Below are 18597 nucleotides of genomic sequence, written 5' to 3' on the forward strand. Positions count from 1 at the left end.
CGATGCGTGGAGTCCCGTTGGGTGCTGCACCTGGACATGGATGCGTTCTTCGCCTCGGTCGAACAACTCACCCGGCCGACCCTGCGCGGGCGGCCGGTGCTGGTCGGCGGCCTGGGCGGGCGCGGCGTGGTGGCCGGGGCCAGCTATGAAGCCCGGGTGTTCGGCGCCCGCTCGGCCATGCCGATGCATCAGGCCCGGCGCCTGATCGGGGTGACCGCGGTGGTGCTGCCGCCGCGCGGGGTGGTCTACGGGGTGGCCAGCCGGCGCGTCTTCGACACCGTGCGCGCCGTGGTGCCGGTCGTCGAGCAGCTGTCTTTCGACGAGGGCTTCGGCGAACCGCCCCACCTCGCCGGCGCCTCCGCCGGGGAGGTCGAGGCGTTCTGCGAAGACCTGCGGCGGCGGGTGCGCGACGAGACGGGCCTGATCGCCTCGGTCGGCGCCGGCTCGGGCAAGCAGATCGCCAAGATCGCCTCCGGCCTGGCGAAGCCCGACGGCATCCGGGTGGTCGGGCGCGCCGAAGAGCGGTCGCTGCTCCGCGGCCTGCCGGTGCGGCGGCTGTGGGGCATCGGCCCGGTCGCCGAGGAGAAGCTGAACCGGCTCGGCATCGAGACGATCGGCCAGCTGGCCGCCCTGACCGACGCCGAGGCCGCCAACATCCTGGGCGCGACGATCGGGCCGGCCCTGCACCGCCTGGCCCGCGGCATCGACGACCGCCCCGTCGCCGAGCGCGCGGAAGCCAAGCAGATCAGCTCCGAGTCCACCTTCGCGGCCGACCTGACCACCCTGGAGCAGCTGCGCGAGGCGATCGACCCCATCGCCGAGCACGCCCACCAACGGCTGCTGCGCGACGGCCGCGGCGCCCGCACCGTCACGGTGAAGCTGAAGAAATCCGACATGAGCACGCTGACCCGTTCGGCGACGCTGCCCTATGCGACCACCGAGCCCGGCGCGCTCGTCGCGGTGGCCCGCCGGCTGCTGCTCGACCCGCGCGAGATCGGGCCGATTCGCCTGCTGGGCGTGGGCTTTTCGGGATTGAGCGACGTGCGGCAGGAGTCGCTGTTCCCCGACCTGGAGTTCGCGGGGGAGACCTCGGAAGGGCATCCCGTGGAGACGGCGACCGAGGCCATGTTCGCACCGGCGGCCGAGGCGGGCTCGCCGTGGCGGGTGGGAGACGACGTGGCGCACCGCGAGCTCGGCCACGGCTGGGTGCAGGGCGCGGGCCACGGCGTGGTGACCGTCCGGTTCGAGACCCGCAGCTCCGGGCCGGGCCCGGCCCGGACGTTCCCGGTCGGCACCGCCGAGCTGGCCAAGGCCAACCCGGTGGATTCGCTGGACTGGCCGGACTACCTGGGCGCGCTGCAGGCCCGGGAAGCGAACGCGCCGTCAACCCCACCGGGCGACGACGTCGCCGACCGGTAGCCGCGCGGCCAGCGCGGCCATCAGCAGCACCCGCGCCTGCGGCGGCCGCAGCCGGGGCACCATCACCGCGCCCGCCGCCTCCATGTCGTGGCCGGGCCCGTAGCTCGCACCGACCCGGCCGCCCGGGACGCGGGTGGACACCGCGACCGCGACGCCGGCCCGGCAATGGCGGGCCACCGCCTCGACAACCGCGTCCCCGGCATTGCCCGAACCCAGCGCCTCGAGCACCACGCCGCGCGCCCCGGCGGCCACGCACGCGTCCAGGGCCACGCCGTCGCTGCCCAGGTACGCGGCGACGATGTCGACGCGCGGCGCTCGCGCCGCGCTCAGATCCCCCAGCTGCGGCCGCGTCTTGGTGCCGGCCAGCGTGACACCGCCGTTCACGGTGCCGATCAGTTCACCGGCGAAGCCGCTCAGGTCGTTGGTGGCCACCTTGTTCAGGCCCAGCGGCTGCAGCACCCGCCCGGCGAAGCACACCAACACCCCCAGGCCGCGGGCGGCGGGGCTGCCCGCCACGGCGAGCGCCGCGCGCAGGTTGGCCGGGCCGTCGGCGTCCGGGGCGTCGGCGCTGCGCATCGCGCCGGTCAGCACCACCGGGACGTCCCCGGCGTGGGTGAGCTCGAGCCACAGCGCGCTCTCCTCCATGGTGTCGGTGCCGTGGGTGACCACCACGCCGTCGGTGCCGCCGTCGATCGCCGCCCGCACGCCGCGCCGGATCCGGTCCCAGTCGGCCGGCACCAGCTGGGAACTGTCCAGCGCCAACACGTCGGTCACGTCGACGTCGAGGCCGGCGGCCAGGTCGGCCGCCCCGTACGCGGGCCGGTGCACGCCGTCTGCGCCGGTGCCGGTCGATATCGTGCCTCCGGTGGCGATGACGGTGAGCCGGCCCATCAGGAGATCATCGCGCACAACCACGAACACCGGCCGGCCCGCGTCCGCATTGGGGGATGATGTGAGAGTGCCCGAGGAACCCACCCGATCCACCGAGCCCGCGACCTCCACCGATCAGGCCGAGGACGCCGCGGCCACCGGCCCGCAGCGGCCGCCGAGGCGGCTGCGGCTGCTGCTGTCGGTCGCGGCGATCGTCTTGGCCCTGGACGTCGTCACCAAGGTGCTCGCGGTCAAGCTGCTGCCGCCCGGGCAGCCGGTGCCCATCATCGGCGACACGGTGACCTGGACGCTGGTGCGCAACTCCGGGGCCGCGTTCTCGATGGCGACCGGCTACACCTGGGTGCTGACGCTGATCGCGACCGGCGTGGTGGTCGGCATCTTCTGGATGGGACGGCGGCTGGTGTCGCCGTGGTGGGCGGTCGGCCTGGGCATGATCCTCGGCGGCGCCATGGGCAACCTGGTCGACCGCTTCTTCCGGGCGCCCGGCCCGCTGCGCGGCCACGTCGTGGACTTCCTATCGGTCGGCTGGTGGCCGGTGTTCAACGTCGCCGACCCGTCGGTGGTCGGCGGCGCCATCCTGCTGGTGGTCTTGTCGGTCTTCGGCTACGACTTCGACGCCGTCGGCAGGCGAAAGGCCGACCGAAGCTGATGACCGACCGTTCCATGCCGGTCCCCGAGGGGCTGGCGGGCATGCGCGTGGACGCCGGACTGGCGCGCCTGCTGGGGCTGTCCCGCAGCGCCGCCGCGGCCATTGCCGAAGACGGCGGTGTGGAGCTGGACGGCGTGCAGGCCGGCAAGTCCGACCGGCTGACCGGCGGCGCATGGCTGCAGGTGCGCCTGCCCGCGGCGCCGCCGCCGGTGGAGAACACCCCCGTCGACATCGAGGGCATGACGATCCTGTATTCCGACGACGACATCGTCGCGGTCGACAAGCCGGCGGCGGTGGCCGCCCACGCGTCGGTGGGCTGGACCGGGCCGACGGTGCTCGGCGGCCTGGCCGCCGCCGGCTACCGGATCACCACGTCCGGGGTGCCCGAGCGGCAGGGCATCGTGCACCGGCTCGACGTCGGCACCTCCGGGGTGATGGTGGTAGCGCTCTCCGAGCGGGCCTACACCGTGCTCAAGCGGGCGTTCAAGCAGCGCACGGTCGACAAGCGCTACCACGCGCTGGTGCAGGGGCACCCGGACCCGTCGAGCGGGACGATCGACGCGCCGATCGGGCGGCACCGCGGCGGCGAGTGGAAGTTCGCGGTCACCACGAACGGCCGGCACAGCCTCACCCATTACGACACCATCGAAGCCTTCACCGCGGCCAGCCTGCTCGACGTGCACCTGGAAACCGGTCGCACACACCAGATCCGGGTGCATTTTTCCGCGCTGCACCACCCGTGCTGCGGCGACCTGGTCTACGGTGCCGATCCGAAGCTCGCGAAAAGGCTTGGGCTCGAACGGCAGTGGCTGCACGCCCGGTCGCTGTCGTTCGCCCATCCGGCCGACGGCAGGCGGATGGAGATCGTCAGCCCCTACCCGGAGGACCTGCAGCACGCGCTGGACGTGCTGCGCGCCGAGGGCTGATCACCCCGGCTTGCGCGCCTCGACCAGGAGCCGCACCGAGTGCGCGACGAACGGGCCGTCGGCCTCGATGCGCTCGTGCAGGGCCCGCAACCGCTCCCGATAGGCGCCGACCGTGAAGTCGGGCACCGTCCAAATCACCTTGCGCAGGAAGTAGATAACGGCGCCGACGTCGAAGAACTCCGCCCGCATCCGCTCCATCCGGATGTCGACGACGTCCATCCCGGCCGCAGCGGCGTCGGCGCGCTGGACGTCGGGGTGCAGCTCGGCCCATTTCTGCGGCTGCGGGCCGATGAAGTATTCGACCAGTTCGGACATCGTCGCGGGCCCGATCTGCTGGGCGAAGTAGGTGCCGCCCGGCCGCAGCACCCGGGCGATCTCCGGCCAGCGCACCTCGATCGGGTGGCGGCTGGTCACCAGGTCGAACGCCGCGTCGGCGAACGGTAGCCGCGGCTCGCCTTCGGTCACCACGACCACCACGCCGCGGGGGTGCAGGCGCTGGGTTGCCAGCGCGGCGTTGGGCGGCCAGGATTCCGTGGCGGCCATCGTGGGCGGAAACCTCTCGGCGCCGCCGAGCACCTCGCCGCCGCCGGTGTCGAGGTCGCAGGCGGCCGACACGTTCGCCAGCCGTCGGCTCAGCTGACGCTGGTAACCCCACGACGGGCGTTCCTCGGTCGCGCGCCCGTCCAGCCAGGAGAAGTCCCACCCGTCGACGGGGGCGGCGTCGGCCTCCCTGACGAGGTCGTCGAATGTGCGGCCCATGCCGAGCATGCTAGGCGCGGGTCATGGCGCCCGGCAGACGAATCTGGTGCCGCTCAATTCGAGCTTGACCTCGCCCTGGTGTTCCCAGTACTCCGAGCCCTGCCGGCCGTACCGGGCGCCGCTGCCGGAGGGCTCCTGGAACAGGATCACCTGGTTGCCCTTCCAGTCGAGGACGGCCACGGGCGGGTCGAGCTCGTTGTAGAACTGCGCGGTCAACGGCCCCGCGTCGGCGGGGCACTGATAGGTGACGACGGGCGGGCTCAGGGTGCCGGGGTCGGCGATGGCCAGCTGGACCAGCCGCGTCTGATACGCCTCGGCCAGGCAGGTGCGCGGTTGCGGGTTCTGTGCGCACCCGTCGCGCGTGGTCGCCCAGGTGTCCTGCGCGGACGCCAGCGCGCCTCGGTCCGCGCCGGGCCGGGCAAGCGCCTGTTGGTAGGCGGCCTGCAGGCGGTGGTCGAGGTCGATCAGGTGCGGGTCGGCGCACACCTGCTGCTGGGCGGCGTTGGCGGTTTTGCCGCAGTCGAGCGCCGCCGCGGTGGGCGGGGTGGTGGTGGTCGGCGTGGTGGTGGCGGCCGACGGCGGCGGGGTGGTCTTCGCACCGCAGCCGCCCAGCGCCAGGGCGGCGACGATGAGGGCGAGCAGTCGCATACCTGCTGACTACCGGTTGCGGCCCGTACCCGGGGCGCGACACGCCGAGATGGCCGCCAGGGTCGTGGTAGCGGCCATCACCACAGCCGCCACGGCAATCCCGGCGGAGCGGTCAGACGCTGGCCTTGTTGGCCTCGCCCGTCGCGATCTCGGGTGCCAGCGGCGCGATCGCGCCGATGATCTCGGTCACCGTTCCCGACGGCACGCCGGCCGCCGCGAGCGCGTCGGACAGGTGGCCGGCCACCAGGTTGAAGTGGTGCATGGTGATCCCGCGGCCCCGGTGCACCTGCTTCATCGGCGCACCGGTGTAGGGCTCGGGCCCGCCGAGGGCGGCGGCGAAGAACTCCACCTGCTTGCCCTTGAGGCGGTTCATGTTGGTTCCGGTGAAGAAGCCCGAAAGTCGGTCGTCGGCAAGCACCCGGGCGTAGAAGTCCTCGACCACGACTTCGATCGCCTCGTGCCCGCCGATCCGGTCGTAGACGGCGGCCGGTTGCGGTGTGCGGAAGCGTGCCAGAATTTTCATAATCCCGATTGGAACATTTCGGCGTTGCCCGCCGGTTAGTTCGCGATCACACGCGGATGTCTGTGCGTAACAAGCGGATTGCTCGGTCTTGACGGTCACGTTCGCGCAGGCGTGAGGCGTGCGTCCCGGTTTACATGCCCGAAATCCGCATCGGGCTGGGCCAGTGATGTCCTAGGTTGGCTTAATGACTCGCGTCACATCATTCACACAGCCCCAGCAGGCGGTCGTGGTCAACGGGCAGGCCAGTTGCGGTCGGGGGGCCGACATCATCAGGAGCGAAAGCCGATGAACCTGGGTGACATCACGAACTTGGTCGAAAAGCCGCTCGCGAACTTGGTGGAGAAGCCGATCGCGGCGGTGTCCCACCTCGTCAACACCCCCAACTCCGCCGGACGCTACCGCCCGTTCTATCTGAGGAACCTGCTGGACGCGGTGCAGGGCCGCACGCTGGACGAGGCCGTCGCGGGCAAGACCGTGCTGATCACCGGGGGATCGTCGGGCATCGGCGAGGCCGCCGCGAAGAGGATCGCGGAAGCGGGCGGCACGGTGGTGCTGGTCGCGCGGACCCGGGAGAACCTGGAGAAGGTCGCCTCTGAGATCGAAGGCAGCGGCGGCACCGCGCACGTCTACCCGTGCGACCTGTCCGACATGGACGCGATCGCCGCGATGGCCGATCAGGTGCTGGCCGACCTGGGGGGCGTCGACATCCTGATCAACAACGCGGGGCGCTCGATTCGGCGCTCGCTGGAGCTGTCCTACGACCGGATCCACGACTATCAGCGGACCATGCAGCTCAACTACCTCGGCGCGGTCCAGCTCATCCTGAAATTCATCCCCGGGATGCGGGATCGCGGCTTCGGGCACATCATCAACGTCTCCTCGGTCGGCGTGCAGACCCGCGCCCCGCGCTTCGGCGCCTACATCGCCAGCAAGGCCGCGCTGGACAGCCTGTGCGACTCGCTCCAGGCCGAAACCGTCAACGACGGCGTCAAGTTCACCACGGTGCACATGGCCCTGGTGCGGACGCCGATGATCAGCCCGACCACGCTCTACGACAAGTTCCCGGCGCTGACGCCCGACCAGGCGGCCGGGGTGATCGCGGACGCGATCGTGCACCGGCCCCGGCGGGCCAGTTCGCCGTTCGGGCAGTTCGCCGCCGTCGCCGACGCCGTGAACCCGGCGGTGATGGACCGGGTGCGCAACCGGGCGTTCGCCATGTTCGGCGACTCGGACGCCGCCAAGGGCGACGAATCGACAAGCGACTCAACGCAATTCGACAAACGCAGCGAGACGTTTGTGCGGGCGACGCGCGGGATACATTGGTGACATCATGAGCCTTCCGAAACCCGATATTGCGACCACCGTCGTCATCACCGGCGCCTCGTCCGGCATCGGCGCCGAACTGGCCCGCGGGCTGGCCCGCCGCGGCTTCCCGCTGCTTTTGGTCGCGCGGCGCCGGGAGCGCCTCGACGAACTCGCCAACGACGTGGGCCAGGAATACTCCGTGGCGGTCGAGGTGCTGCCGCTGGACCTCGGCGATCCCAATGGCCGCGCGAAGCTGGCGGACCGGCTGCGCGCCGAGCCGATCGCCGGGCTGTGCAACAGCGCCGGGTTCGGCACCAGCGGCGTCTTCCACGAGCTGCCGCTGGAGCGGGAAAGCGAGGAGGTCACCCTCAACGCGCTGGCGCTGATGGAGCTCACCCACGCGGCCCTGCCCGGCATGGTCGAGCGCGGCGCCGGCGCGGTGATGAACATCGCGTCGATCGCCGGCTTTCAGCCGGTGCCCTACATGGCGGTCTACTCGGCGACCAAGGCCTTCGTGCAGACGTTCTCCGAAGCCGTGCACGAGGAGCTGCACGGGACGGGGGTTTCGGTCACGTGCCTGTGCCCGGGGCCGGTGCCGACCGAGTGGGCCGAGATCGCCAACGCCGAGCGGTTCAGCATCCCCATCGCGCAGGTCTCGCCGCGCGACGTCGCCGAGGCGGCGATCGCCGGGATGCTGGCCGGCAGGCGCTCGGTGGTGCCCGGTGTGGTGCCCAAGGTGGTGAGCACCGGCGGCCGGTTCGTGCCGCGCAGCCTGCTGCTGCCCGGCATCCGGATCGGCAACCGCTTCCGCGGCGGACCCGACCGCTGAGTCTCGCCGCGCTGGGGCACCGCCGTGCTGGCGAGCTGGGGGCACCCCCCGCTTGCGGGGGACACGCCAGCGTGGCGTTGAGCACCGAGTGTCACGCCAGCGTGGCGTTCACCGGGGAGCAAGGAGGAATCGCGTGGCCGCCGTTGACCTGACCGCCGACGTTCCGATGAGCCCGCAGGAGATGTGGGACCGCGTCTCCGACCTGTCGGACCTGGGCGACTGGCTGGTGCTGCACGAGGGCTGGCGCAGCGACCTACCCGACGAACTCGGCGAGGGCGCCCAGGTCGTGGGCGTGGCCCGGGCCAAGGGCTTCCGCAACCGCGTGACGTGGACGGTGACCACGTGGGACCCGCCGCACCAGGTGGCCCTGTCGGGCTCCGGCAAGGGCGGCGCCAAGTATGCCGTCACGCTCTCCGTGCAGGCCGCCGCCGAGGGCTCGACGCTGGGCCTGCGGCTCGAGCTGGGCGGGCGCGCGCTGTTCGGGCCGGTGGGTTCGGCGGCGGCGCGGGCCGTCAAGGGTGACGTGCAGAAGTCGTTGCAGAACTTCGTCGAGCTGTACGGGTAACTGCCCGTGGCGATCGCAAGCGCGGCGTAGCCGGGCGTGGCGGGTCGTCACGAATCAATCCCCGTGGCGATCGCAAGCGCGGCGTAGCCGGGCGTGGCGGGTCGTCACGAACCAATCCCCGTGGCGATCGCAAGCGCGGCGTAGCCGGGCGTGGCGGGTCGTCACAAATCCGTCCCAGACACACTTCGCGACACGCCCGGAACCCGTCGGTCCTCAGTCATAGACTGGCGTCCCTATGACAGGTTCGATTCCTCCTCACGCAAGCGTTCGTCGCGACTCCTCCTTCGTGCACCTGCATAACCACACCGAGTACTCGATGCTGGACGGGGCCGCGAAGATCACGCCGATGCTGGCCGAGGTGGAGCGGCTGGGGATGCCCGCGGTCGGGATGACCGACCACGGAAACATGTTCGGCGCCAGCGAGTTCTACAACGCGGCGAGCAAGGCCGGGATCAAGCCGATCATCGGGGTCGAGGCCTACATCGCGCCCGGTTCGCGCTTCGACACCCGCCGGATCACCTGGGGCGATCCCGGCCAGAAGTCCGACGACGTCTCGGGCAGCGGCTCCTACACGCACCTGACGATGGTGGCCGAGAACGCGACTGGCCTGCGCAACCTGTTCAAGCTGTCCTCGCTGGCCTCCTTCGAGGGCCAGCTGGGCAAGTGGTCGCGGATGGACGCCGAGATCATCGCCGAGCACGCCGAGGGCATCATCGCCACCACCGGGTGCCCGTCGGGCGAGGTGCAGACCCGGCTGCGGCTGGGGCACGACCGCGAGGCGCTGGAGTCGGCCGCCAAGTGGCGCGAGATCTTCGGCGCCGACAACTTCTTCCTCGAGCTGATGGACCACGGGCTGTCCATCGAGCGGCGGGTCCGCGAGGGCCTGCTCGAGATCGGCCGCAAGCTGGGCATCCCGCCGCTGGCGACCAACGACTGCCACTACGTCACCCGCGACGCCGCCCTTAACCACGAGGCGCTGCTGTGCGTGCAGACCGGCAAGACCCTGTCGGACCCCAACCGCTTCAAGTTCGACGGCGACGGCTACTACCTGAAGTCGGCCGCCGAGATGCGCCAGCTGTGGGACGACCAGATTCCCGGCGCGTGCGACTCGACCCTGTTGATCGCCGAGCGGGTGCAGCCCTACGACGACGTGTGGGCGCCGCGCGACCGGATGCCGATCTTCCCGGTGCCCGAGGGGCACGACCAGGCGACCTGGCTGCACCACGAGGTGATGGCCGGGCTGCGGCGGCGTTTCCCGTCCGGTGTCGGCCAGGACTACATCGACCGGGCCGAGTACGAGATCAAGGTCATCTGCGACAAGGGCTTCCCGTCCTACTTCCTGATCGTCGCCGACCTGATCAACTACGCGCGCTCGGTCGACATCCGGGTGGGTCCGGGCCGCGGTTCGGCCGCCGGTTCGCTGGTGGCCTACGCGCTGGGCATCACCAACATCGACCCGATCCCGCACGGCCTGCTGTTCGAGCGGTTCCTCAACCCGGAGCGGCCGTCGGCCCCCGACATCGACATCGACTTCGACGACCGTCGCCGCGGCGAGATGGTGCGTTACGCCGCCGACAAGTGGGGGCAGGACCGCGTCGCCCAGGTCATCACCTTCGGCACTATCAAAACAAAAGCGGCGCTGAAGGATTCGGCTCGCATCCACTACGGCCAGCCCGGCTTCGCCATCGCCGACCGGATCACCAAGGCCCTACCGCCGCCGATCATGGCCAAGGACATCCCGCTGTCGGGCATCACCGACCCGAACCACGAGCGGTACAAGGAGGCCGCCGAGGTCCGCGGCCTGATCGAGACCGATCCCGACGTGCGCACCATCTACCAGACCGCGCGCGGCCTGGAGGGCCTGATCCGCAACGCCGGCGTGCACGCCTGCGCGGTGATCATGAGCAGCGAGCCGCTCACCGAGGCCATCCCGCTGTGGAAACGGCCGCAGGACGGCGCCATCATCACCGGCTGGGACTACCCGTCGTGCGAGGCCATCGGCCTGCTGAAGATGGACTTCCTGGGCCTGCGCAACCTGACGATCATCGGTGACGCGCTGGAGAACATCAAGGCCAACAGGGGAATCGACCTCGACCTCGAATCGGTGCCGCTGGATGACGCGCCCACCTACGAGCTGTTGGGCCGCGGCGACACTCTGGGCGTGTTCCAGCTCGACGGCGGGCCGATGCGTGACCTGCTGCGCCGGATGCAGCCGACCGAGTTCAACGACATCGTCGCCGTGCTGGCGCTGTACCGCCCCGGCCCGATGGGCATGAATGCCCACAACGACTACGCCGACCGCAAGAACAACCGGCAGGCGATCAAACCGATCCACCCCGAGCTCGAGGAGCCGCTGCGCGAGATTCTCTCGGAGACTTACGGTCTGATCGTCTATCAAGAGCAGATCATGTTCATCGCCCAGAAGGTCGCCTCCTACACGATGGGTAAGGCCGACGCGCTGCGCAAGGCGATGGGCAAGAAGAAGCTCGAGGTGCTCGAGGCCGAGTACAAGGGCTTCTATGAGGGCATGACCGCCAACGGTTTCTCGGAAAAAGCGGTGAAAGCGCTGTGGGACACCATCCTTCCCTTCGCCGGGTATGCGTTCAACAAGTCGCACGCGGCCGGCTACGGCCTGGTGTCCTACTGGACCGCCTACCTCAAGGCCAACTATCCGGCCGAGTACATGGCCGGCCTGCTGACCTCGGTGGGCGACGACAAGGACAAGGCCGCGGTCTACCTCGCCGACTGCCGCAAGCTGGGCATCACCGTGCTGCCGCCCGACGTCAACGAGTCCCTGGTGAACTTCGCGTCGGTGGGCCAGGACATCCGCTTCGGGCTGGGCGCGGTGCGCAACGTCGGCGCCAACGTGGTCGGCTCGCTCATCAAGACCCGCAACGAGAAGGGGAAGTTCACCGACTTCTCGGACTACCTCAACAAGATCGACGTCTCGGCGTGCAACAAGAAGGTCACCGAGTCGCTGATCAAGGCGGGCGCGTTCGACTCGCTGAGCCACGCCCGCAAGGGCCTGTTCCTGGTGCACACCGACGCGGTCGATTCGGTGCTGGGCACCAAGAAGGCCGAGGCGATGGGCCAATTCGACCTGTTCGGCGGCTCCGATGGTGAGGCCGGCTGCACCGACTCTGTCTTCACCATCAAGGTGCCCGAGGACGAGTGGGAGGACAAGCACAAACTGGCCCTGGAGCGCGAGATGCTCGGCCTGTACGTCTCGGGGCACCCGCTCAACGGCGTGGCGCACCTGCTGGCCGCCCAGGTGGACACCCAGATCCCGGCCATCCTGGACGGCGACGTGCCCAACGAGACCCAGGTGCGGGTCGGCGGCATCCTGGCCTCGGTCAACCGGCGGGTCAACAAGAACGGAATGCCCTGGGCGTCGGCGCAATTGGAGGACCTCACCGGCGGCATCGAGGTGATGTTCTTCCCGCACGCGTACTCCGCCTACGGGGCCGACATCGCCGACGACGCGGTGGTGCTGATCAACGCCAAGGTGGCGATCCGCGACGACCGGATCAGCCTGATCGCCAACGAGCTTGTGGTGCCGGACTTTTCCAACGCCCAGCCGAACCGGCCGATCGCCGTCAGCCTGCCCACCCGGCAGTGCACCATCGACAAGGTCAGCGCGCTCAAGCAGGTGCTGGCGCGCCACCCGGGCACCTCACAGGTGCATCTGCGGCTGATCAGCGGGGACCGGATCACCACCCTGGAGCTGGACGCCTCGCTGCGGGTGACGCCGTCGCCGGCGCTGATGGGCGACCTCAAGGAGCTGCTCGGCCCCGGCTGCCTGGGTAACTAGGTCGCTTTGGGGCTGGCCGCGAGCGTGAAACTAGCTTCACAGTCCGAACGTGAAACTACCTTCACACTCGCGGGGCAACTAGGCGGACAGATCCAGGGCCGCCTCATGGTCGTGGGTGGGAACGATCCTCACCGCGTGCCGCGCCAGGTGCAGTCGCTGCAGCGTCCGGAATGCCTCCTCGCGGTCTTCGTCCACCAGAACTCCCGGATAGCTGGACTTCTGGCGCACCTTCTCGATCTGCAAACAGTGCCAGGCCGCGTCGCCGGCGATCAGGATCCAGCCGCGGCCAGTGTGGGCGAGCACCCCGACGCTGCCGGGCGTGTGTCCCGGCAGGTCGACCAGCAGCACGGAACGGTCCCCGAACAGGTCGCGGCTTCGCGCGAAGGTCAGCACCGGCGGCCCGTCCAGCTCGTAGTCCACCACCGCGCGGCCGCGCAGCGAATCGCGGACGCCGCCCACCGGCGCCACGGGACCGGAGCCGATCCAGTCGCGTTCGGTGCGGTGCAGGTGCACGGGCAAGCCCGGCAGGTCCAGCAGCCCCGAGACGTGGTCCCAGTGCGCGTGCGTCGGTAGGGCAAAGTCCAGCGCCGGCGGCTCGGGCAACCGGTGCAGGGCCGTGATCGTGGGCACGGTGTCGGCGGGGGGACGGACCGCGACGCGCAACACCGCGGGGAGCTGGGCGATCGCGCGGCGCTCGACGTCGCGGCACACGGCCGGATCGACGATGAACGTCGCCTGCGGATGGCGGACGACGAACGACGTCATCGAGTTCCCGACGCGGGCCGGCGCGAACGTGCCCTCGACGATCGCCGCGGTGGGCACCGGGCGCGGCACCTGCGGAAGCGCGGTCACGGTGACGGCGCGCCGCGGCGCGGGCAGTCCCGCGTCGGCGACGCTGCGCAGAAACCGCTCGTCGGGCCGCTTCGGGCGCACCGCGCCCCAGACCAATCCGGTTGCGGCGGCACAGCATTGGCGCAGCGTGGGAGAGCGGACGGGGTCGTGGGTCATCGCACGTCCACCCGAACGATGGCGCTGTCGGCCCACAACCCGCGGTCGCGGGCGCGGCGCAGCTTCTCGCGCATGCACAGGTCCTGGTGCACGTTGGTGACGCCGGGGACCTTGAGCAACGGCACGATGTTCCACTGCCAGCCATAGCGGTCGTGCAGGAAGCGGTTGGCCCGCTCGGCGTCCTCGCCCGAAAGGATGGTCGCGCGGCCCGCCAGGATCCTCGCGCCCGGCCGCACCCGGCCGCGATGGTCGCACGCGGTGAGTTGGACGTCGGGGCACGCGGTGAGCCGCCGGGTCTTGGGTCCCACCTTGGTGCGGAACAGCAGCGTGTCGCCGTCCATCCCGAACCAGATGGGGGTGTCGACGGGGGTGCCGTCGCGGCGGAACGACCGGAGCAGCGCGTAGCGCGCGGCGGCCAGCGCGTGCGGTGAATGTGTGTGCATGACCCCAGTCAACGACTTAGAGTTGGCTCTAAGTCAAGCGTCGAGGGAGGCGCGATGGGTGCACGGCTGACGATCGGCGAGGTGGCGCGCCAGGCCGGGGTCGCGGCGACCACGCTGCGGTACTACGAACAGATCGGGCTGGTGCCACCGCCGGGACGGTTGGGCGGGCAGCGCCGCTACGACGATTCGGTGCTGGCCCGGCTCGAGGTGATCCGCCTCTGCAAGTCCGCGGGCTTCGCGCTGGAGGAGATCCAGCTGCTGTTCGCCGACGACGCCCCGGGGCGGCCGGCCAGCCGCGCGCTCGCCGAGGCCAAACTCGCCGAGATCGACGCGCAGCTGGAGTCGCTGGCGCGGGCGCGCGCCGTGATCGAATGGGGCATGCGCTGCGCGTGTCCCTCGATCGACGCGTGCACGTGCGGGATTCACACCGCGTTGCCCGCCTGAGCAAAGGATCCCCATGACCAAAGCCATTGCCGTGCAGAATTTTTCGCACGTCTGCATCGGGGTCTCCGACATCGTGGCGGCGCGCGAGTTCTACACCGCGGTGCTGGGCATGGACGTCGTGTTCGACGTCGAGCTGGAGGGGGCCGCGCTCGGCGCGGTGACCGGCGGCGCCGCGCAGCGCGGCCGCATGGTCGGCGGCCTGATCGGCGGCGCCATGGTCGAGCTGCTGTCGTTGGGCGCCGTCCCCGAGTGCCCGAGCGGGCCGCACCTGGGCTACACCAACGTCTCGTTCCGGGTCGACGACCTCGACGCCGCCTACGACGCCGTCCGCCGCGGGCATCCCGGCGTGCGCGCCGAGCCGCCCGTCGACATCGGCGGGGTGCGGATGTTCTTCATCCATGATCCCGACGGCACCCCCATCGAGCTGCTGGAGCTACCGGCCGGGATATCGAGCACGCTGCAGCTCTGGCGCCCCGATCCGGCGTGATCGGTTCCGCGTCCGGAACCGCGGACGTACGCTCACCAAGGCAGAGCTGAGAGGACACCCATGACGACAGCCGAGCGCCCCGTCACCCTCTGCGAGGCGTTCCAGCGCACCGCGTCGATCGATCCGGGCGCCGTCGCGCTCCGGACGCCCGGCGACGGCCAGACGATGACGTGGAGCGGGCTCGCGGCCCTGGTGCGCAAGGTCACCGCCGGCCTGGCCGGCCTGGGGGTGCGGCGGGGCGACACGGTGTCGCTGATGATGGCCAACCGCATCGAGTTCTACCCCTTCGAGATCGGCGCCCAACACCTCGGCGCCACTTCGTTTTCGGTCTACAACACGCTGCCCGCCGAGCAGCTGACCTATTTGTTCGCCAACGCGGACACCCGGGTGGTGATCTGCGAGGAGCAGTACGTGGACCGCATCCGCGCCAGCGGTGCACCCGTCGAGCACGTCGTCTGCATCGACGGTTCGCCGCCCGGCACCCTCTCGGTGGACGACGTGTACGCCGCCGCGCGCGACGATTTCGACTTCGAGGCGACCTGGCGCGCGGTGCGGCCCGACGACGTCGTCACCCTCATCTACACCTCCGGAACCACCGGAAACCCCAAGGGCGTCGAGATGACCCACGCCCACCTGCTGTTCGAGGCGTACGCCCTCGACGCCGTCCTCCCGTCGCGGTTCGGTGACCGGGTCACGTCGTATCTGCCGACGGCGCACATCGCCGACCGGGTGATGGGCCTGTACGGCCTGGAGGTGTTCGGCGCCCAGGTCACGGTGGTCTCCGATATCCGCGCCATCGCCGCCGCGCTGCCCGACGTGCGGCCCACGGTGTGGGGCGGGGTGCCCCGTGTGTGGGAAAAGCTCAGGGCGGGAATAGAATTCGCTGTCGACAACGAGACGGACGAGGTCAGGCGCCAGGCGTTGCAGTGGGCGATGTCGGTGGCCGGCAAGCGTGCCGCCGCCCTGCTGGCCGGCGAGCCGATCTCGGACGAGCTGGCCGTCGAATGGGCCCGGGCCGACGAGCTGGTGCTGTCGAAGCTGCGTGAGCGGATCGGCTTCGGCGAACTGCGCTGGGCGGTCTCCGGGGCGGCGCCCATCCCGAAGGAGACGCTGGCCTTCTTCCTCGGCATCGGCGTGCCGATCGCCGAGGTCTGGGGGATGTCGGAGCTGAGCTGCGTCGCCGCCGTCAGCCATCCCCGCGACGCGCGCCTGGGAACCGTCGGCAAGCTGCTGCCCGGGCTCGAGGGCAAGGTCGCCGACGACGGCGAGTACCTGGTGCGCGGACCCCTGGTGATGAAGGGCTACCGCAAGGAGCCCGCCAAGACCGCCGACGCCATCGACACCGACGGCTGGCTGCACACCGGCGACATCATCGAGGTCGACGACGAGGGCTACCTGAGGATCGTCGACCGCAAGAAGGAGTTGATCATCAACGCCGCCGGAAAGAACATGTCGCCGGCCAACATCGAGAACACTGTGCTGGCCGCGTGCCCGATGGTCGGCGTGATGATCACGATCGGTGACGGGCGGCCGTACAACGCCGCGCTGATGGTCTTCGACGCCGAATCGGTCGGCCCGTACGCCGCCCGGCACGGCCTGGCCGACGAGTCGCCGGCGGCCCTGGCGGCCCATCCCGAGGTCATCGCCCGGATCGCCGCGGGGGTGGCCGAGGGCAACGCCAGACTGTCCCGGGTGGAACAGATCAAGCGCTTCCGGATACTGCCGTCGCTCTGGGAGCCCGGGGGGGACGAGATCACGCTGACCATGAAACTCAAGCGCAAGCCGATCATGACGAAGTACGCGAGCGAGATCGAGGAACTCTACGCGCCCGAACTCCACCCGGACGTGCACGAGCCGTCGGCGGCCGCGACGGTGCAGCCGGCATGAGCGGGGGACCGGGGGCGACCGCGCGTGAGCTCGGGCGGGTCGGTGTGCGAAAGTTGCTGCAGCGCACCGGTATTGTCGAGGAGTCGACGACACCGCTGACGACGGACACGGCGGAGGTGGTCCAGCTCCTCGCCGCCCCCTGGTATGACGAGCGGCTGAAAGGGCTGGCCGACGAGCTCGGGCGCGACCTTTCGAGCGTGCGCGCCGAGGCCGCGTGCTACCTGCGGGAGATGGCGCCCTCGCTGGACGAGCGGGCGGTGAAGGCCTGGCGCAGCTTCAGCAACTGGCTGATGCGGGCCTACGACATCCTCGTCGACGAGGATCAGATCGCCCAGCTGCGCAGGCTGGATCGCAAAGCGACGCTGGCCTTCGCGTTTTCGCACCGTTCCTATCTGGACGGCCTGCTGCTGCCCGAGTCCATCCAGGCCAACCGGCTCTCGCCCGCGCTCACCTTCGGCGGGTCGAACCTCAACTTCTTTCCGATGGGTGCGTGGGCCAAGCGCACCGGCACGATCTTCATCCGCCGGCAGACCAAGGACATTCCCGTCTACCGCTTCGTGCTGCGCGCGTACGCCGCCCAGCTGGTGCAGAACCACGCCAACCTCACCTGGTCCATCGAGGGCGGCCGCACCCGGACCGGCAAGCTGCGGCCCCCGGTCTACGGGATCCTGCGCTACATCAGCGACGCCGTCGACGAAATCGACGGCCCCGAAGTGTATTTGGTGCCCACCTCGATCGTGTACGACCAGCTGCACGAGGTCGAGGCGATGACCACCGAAGCCTACGGCGCGACGAAGCGGCCCGAGGACTTCCGTTTCCTGGTCCGGCTGGCGCGCCAGCAGGGGGAGCGGCTCGGCCGCGCCTACCTGGACTTCGGCGAGCCGCTGCCGCTGCGCAAGCGCCTCGAGGAGTTGCGCGCCGAGGAGTCCGGCGCGGGAACCGAGATCGAACGCATCGCGCTGGACGTCGAGCATCGGATCAATCGCGCCACCCCGGTCACGCCGACGGCGGTGGTCAGCCTGGCGCTGCTCGGTGCCGACCGCTCGCTGTCCATCAGCGAGGTGCTGGCCACCGTGCGGCCGCTGGCGAGCTACATCGCCGCGCGCAACTGGACGGTGGCCGGCGCCGCGGACCTGACGAACCGCTCGACCATCCGCTGGACCCTGCATCAGCTGGTCGCCTCGGGCGTGGTCAGCGTCTACGACGCCGGGACGGAACCGGTCTGGGGCATCGGGTCCGACCAGCACCTGGTCGCCGCCTTCTACCGCAACACCGCCATTCACATCGTCGTCGACCGCGCGATCGCCGAGACGGCGTTGCTGGCCGGCATCGAAGAGGCCGAGGCGTCGGTGGACGGTTTGGTGTTGCCGACGACGGTGCGCGACGAGGCGTTGCGCCTGCGCGAACTGCTGAAATTCGAGTTCCTGTTCTCGGCGCGCGCCCAGTTCGAGAAGGAGCTCGCCGACGAGGTGCGCCTGATCGGGCGGGTGGAAGACACCAGCAAGGCGGCCCGCGCGGCCGACGTGCGCGGCCTGCTGGAGAAGGCCGACCTGCTGCTGGCGCACCTGGTGCTGCGCCCCTTCCTGGACGCCTACCACATCGTCGCCGACCGGCTGGCCGCCTACGACGACGAATCATTCGACGAGGACGCGTTCCTCGCCGAATGCCTGGAGGTCGGCAAGCAGTGGGAGCTGCAACGCCGGATCGCCAGCGCCGAGTCGAGGTCGATGGAGTTGTTCAAGACGGCGCTGCGGCTGGCCCGGCACCGTGAGCTGGTGGACGGCTTCGAGGACCAGGACGTCGCCCAGCGACGGCGCGAGTTCGCCGACGAGATCGCCACGGCCGTCCGGCGGGTCAACACGATCGCCGGTCTGGCCGGGATGCGGTAGCCGCGCGCCAGCCTCCGGGCTCTCATGTTCTTCAAAGGTTCTGTGGCGGTTGACCAGCCGGTATGACTGATAGAATTCGGTCACTGTGAACATCGGGGCCGCGACCAAGCCTCA

At 70.3% G+C, this 18597-nt stretch carries 17 protein-coding genes; 11 read left to right on the plus strand and 6 right to left on the minus strand.

Going from position 1 to position 18597, the window contains the following annotated elements; all coding sequences use genetic code 11:
- Positions 1 to 6 precede the first annotated feature (6 nt).
- The gene (locus BST44_RS16825; protein ID WP_083178247.1) at positions 7 to 1419 is read left to right on the plus strand and encodes a DNA polymerase IV; all 1413 of its coding nucleotides are present in this window, start codon (positions 7 to 9) and stop codon (positions 1417 to 1419) included.
- Here BST44_RS16825 and BST44_RS16830 read toward each other — a convergent pair.
- Positions 1384 to 2310, minus strand: coding sequence for an asparaginase (locus tag BST44_RS16830; RefSeq protein WP_083178303.1), 927 nt, complete (start codon positions 2308 to 2310; stop codon positions 1384 to 1386). The two genes, BST44_RS16825 and BST44_RS16830, sit on opposite strands and share 36 nt — an antisense overlap.
- A 67-nt stretch (positions 2311 to 2377) precedes the next feature.
- Between BST44_RS16830 and lspA the strand changes: the two genes are divergently transcribed.
- The gene (gene lspA, locus BST44_RS16835) at positions 2378 to 2959 is read left to right on the plus strand and encodes a signal peptidase II (protein ID WP_083178248.1); all 582 of its coding nucleotides are present in this window, start codon (positions 2378 to 2380) and stop codon (positions 2957 to 2959) included.
- A complete protein-coding gene (locus tag BST44_RS16840) occupies positions 2959 to 3885 on the plus strand; it encodes an RluA family pseudouridine synthase (protein WP_083178249.1) in 927 nt (308 codons plus the stop codon). The genes lspA and BST44_RS16840 overlap by 1 nt, the downstream gene beginning before the upstream one ends.
- Here the strand turns inward: BST44_RS16840 and BST44_RS16845 are convergent, their stop codons facing one another.
- The 3 genes from BST44_RS16845 to BST44_RS16855 form a co-directional block, all read right to left on the minus strand.
- Positions 3886 to 4644, minus strand: a complete 759-nt coding sequence (locus BST44_RS16845) for a methyltransferase domain-containing protein (RefSeq protein WP_083178304.1) — start codon at positions 4642 to 4644, stop codon at positions 3886 to 3888.
- 21 nt (positions 4645 to 4665) lie between these two features.
- The gene (locus tag BST44_RS16850; RefSeq protein ID WP_083178250.1) at positions 4666 to 5292 is read right to left on the minus strand and encodes a lysozyme inhibitor LprI family protein; all 627 of its coding nucleotides are present in this window, start codon (positions 5290 to 5292) and stop codon (positions 4666 to 4668) included.
- 112 nt (positions 5293 to 5404) lie between these two features.
- Positions 5405 to 5815: a group I truncated hemoglobin gene (locus BST44_RS16855; protein ID WP_083178251.1), complete on the minus strand. Its 411-nt coding sequence runs from the start codon at positions 5813 to 5815 to the stop codon at positions 5405 to 5407.
- A 285-nt stretch (positions 5816 to 6100) separates the two neighbouring features.
- Between BST44_RS16855 and BST44_RS16860 the strand changes: the two genes are divergently transcribed.
- The 4 genes from BST44_RS16860 (at position 6101) to dnaE (ending at position 12325) form a co-directional block, all read left to right on the plus strand.
- Positions 6101 to 7141 carry an SDR family NAD(P)-dependent oxidoreductase gene (locus BST44_RS16860; RefSeq protein ID WP_083178252.1) on the plus strand — a complete coding sequence of 347 codons (1041 nt, stop codon included), beginning with the start codon at positions 6101 to 6103 and terminating at the stop codon, positions 7139 to 7141.
- A gap of 4 nt (positions 7142 to 7145) precedes the next feature.
- Positions 7146 to 7949: an SDR family NAD(P)-dependent oxidoreductase gene (locus BST44_RS16865; protein WP_083178253.1), complete on the plus strand. Its 804-nt coding sequence runs from the start codon at positions 7146 to 7148 to the stop codon at positions 7947 to 7949.
- Positions 7950 to 8082: 133 nt separating this feature from the next.
- Positions 8083 to 8514, plus strand: coding sequence for a type II toxin-antitoxin system Rv0910 family toxin (locus BST44_RS16870; RefSeq protein WP_083178254.1), 432 nt, complete (start codon positions 8083 to 8085; stop codon positions 8512 to 8514).
- Positions 8515 to 8749: 235 nt separating this feature from the next.
- Positions 8750 to 12325: a DNA polymerase III subunit alpha gene (gene dnaE, locus BST44_RS16880; protein WP_083178255.1), complete on the plus strand. Its 3576-nt coding sequence runs from the start codon at positions 8750 to 8752 to the stop codon at positions 12323 to 12325.
- 78 nt (positions 12326 to 12403) lie between these two features.
- Here the strand turns inward: dnaE and BST44_RS16885 are convergent, their stop codons facing one another.
- Positions 12404 to 13333 (minus strand): MBL fold metallo-hydrolase, encoded by a 930-nt coding sequence (locus BST44_RS16885; protein ID WP_083178256.1) that lies wholly within the window; start codon positions 13331 to 13333, stop codon positions 12404 to 12406.
- Positions 13330 to 13776: a PPOX class F420-dependent oxidoreductase gene (locus BST44_RS16890; RefSeq protein ID WP_083178257.1), complete on the minus strand. Its 447-nt coding sequence runs from the start codon at positions 13774 to 13776 to the stop codon at positions 13330 to 13332. Before BST44_RS16890 ends, BST44_RS16885 begins: the two co-directional genes overlap by 4 nt.
- A 54-nt stretch (positions 13777 to 13830) precedes the next feature.
- Here BST44_RS16890 and BST44_RS16895 point away from each other — a divergent pair, with 54 nt between their 5' ends.
- The 4 genes from BST44_RS16895 to BST44_RS16910 are packed head-to-tail and all read left to right on the plus strand — an operon-like array spanning position 13831 to position 18483.
- Positions 13831 to 14220: a helix-turn-helix domain-containing protein gene (locus BST44_RS16895; RefSeq protein WP_083178258.1), complete on the plus strand. Its 390-nt coding sequence runs from the start codon at positions 13831 to 13833 to the stop codon at positions 14218 to 14220.
- Between the two features lie 13 nt (positions 14221 to 14233).
- On the plus strand, positions 14234 to 14707 hold the full coding sequence (locus tag BST44_RS16900) for a VOC family protein (RefSeq protein ID WP_083178259.1): 474 nt from the start codon (positions 14234 to 14236) through the stop codon (positions 14705 to 14707).
- 60 nt (positions 14708 to 14767) lie between these two features.
- Positions 14768 to 16594 (plus strand): fatty acid--CoA ligase FadD11, encoded by a 1827-nt coding sequence (fadD11, locus tag BST44_RS16905; protein ID WP_083178260.1) that lies wholly within the window; start codon positions 14768 to 14770, stop codon positions 16592 to 16594.
- The gene (locus BST44_RS16910) at positions 16591 to 18483 is read left to right on the plus strand and encodes a lysophospholipid acyltransferase (RefSeq protein WP_083178261.1); all 1893 of its coding nucleotides are present in this window, start codon (positions 16591 to 16593) and stop codon (positions 18481 to 18483) included. The genes fadD11 and BST44_RS16910 overlap by 4 nt, the downstream gene beginning before the upstream one ends.
- Positions 18484 to 18597 lie beyond the last annotated feature (114 nt).

The sequence above is a fragment of the Mycobacterium scrofulaceum genome, assembly GCF_002086735.1.
In the GTDB taxonomy this organism is placed as follows: domain Bacteria; phylum Actinomycetota; class Actinomycetes; order Mycobacteriales; family Mycobacteriaceae; genus Mycobacterium; species Mycobacterium scrofulaceum.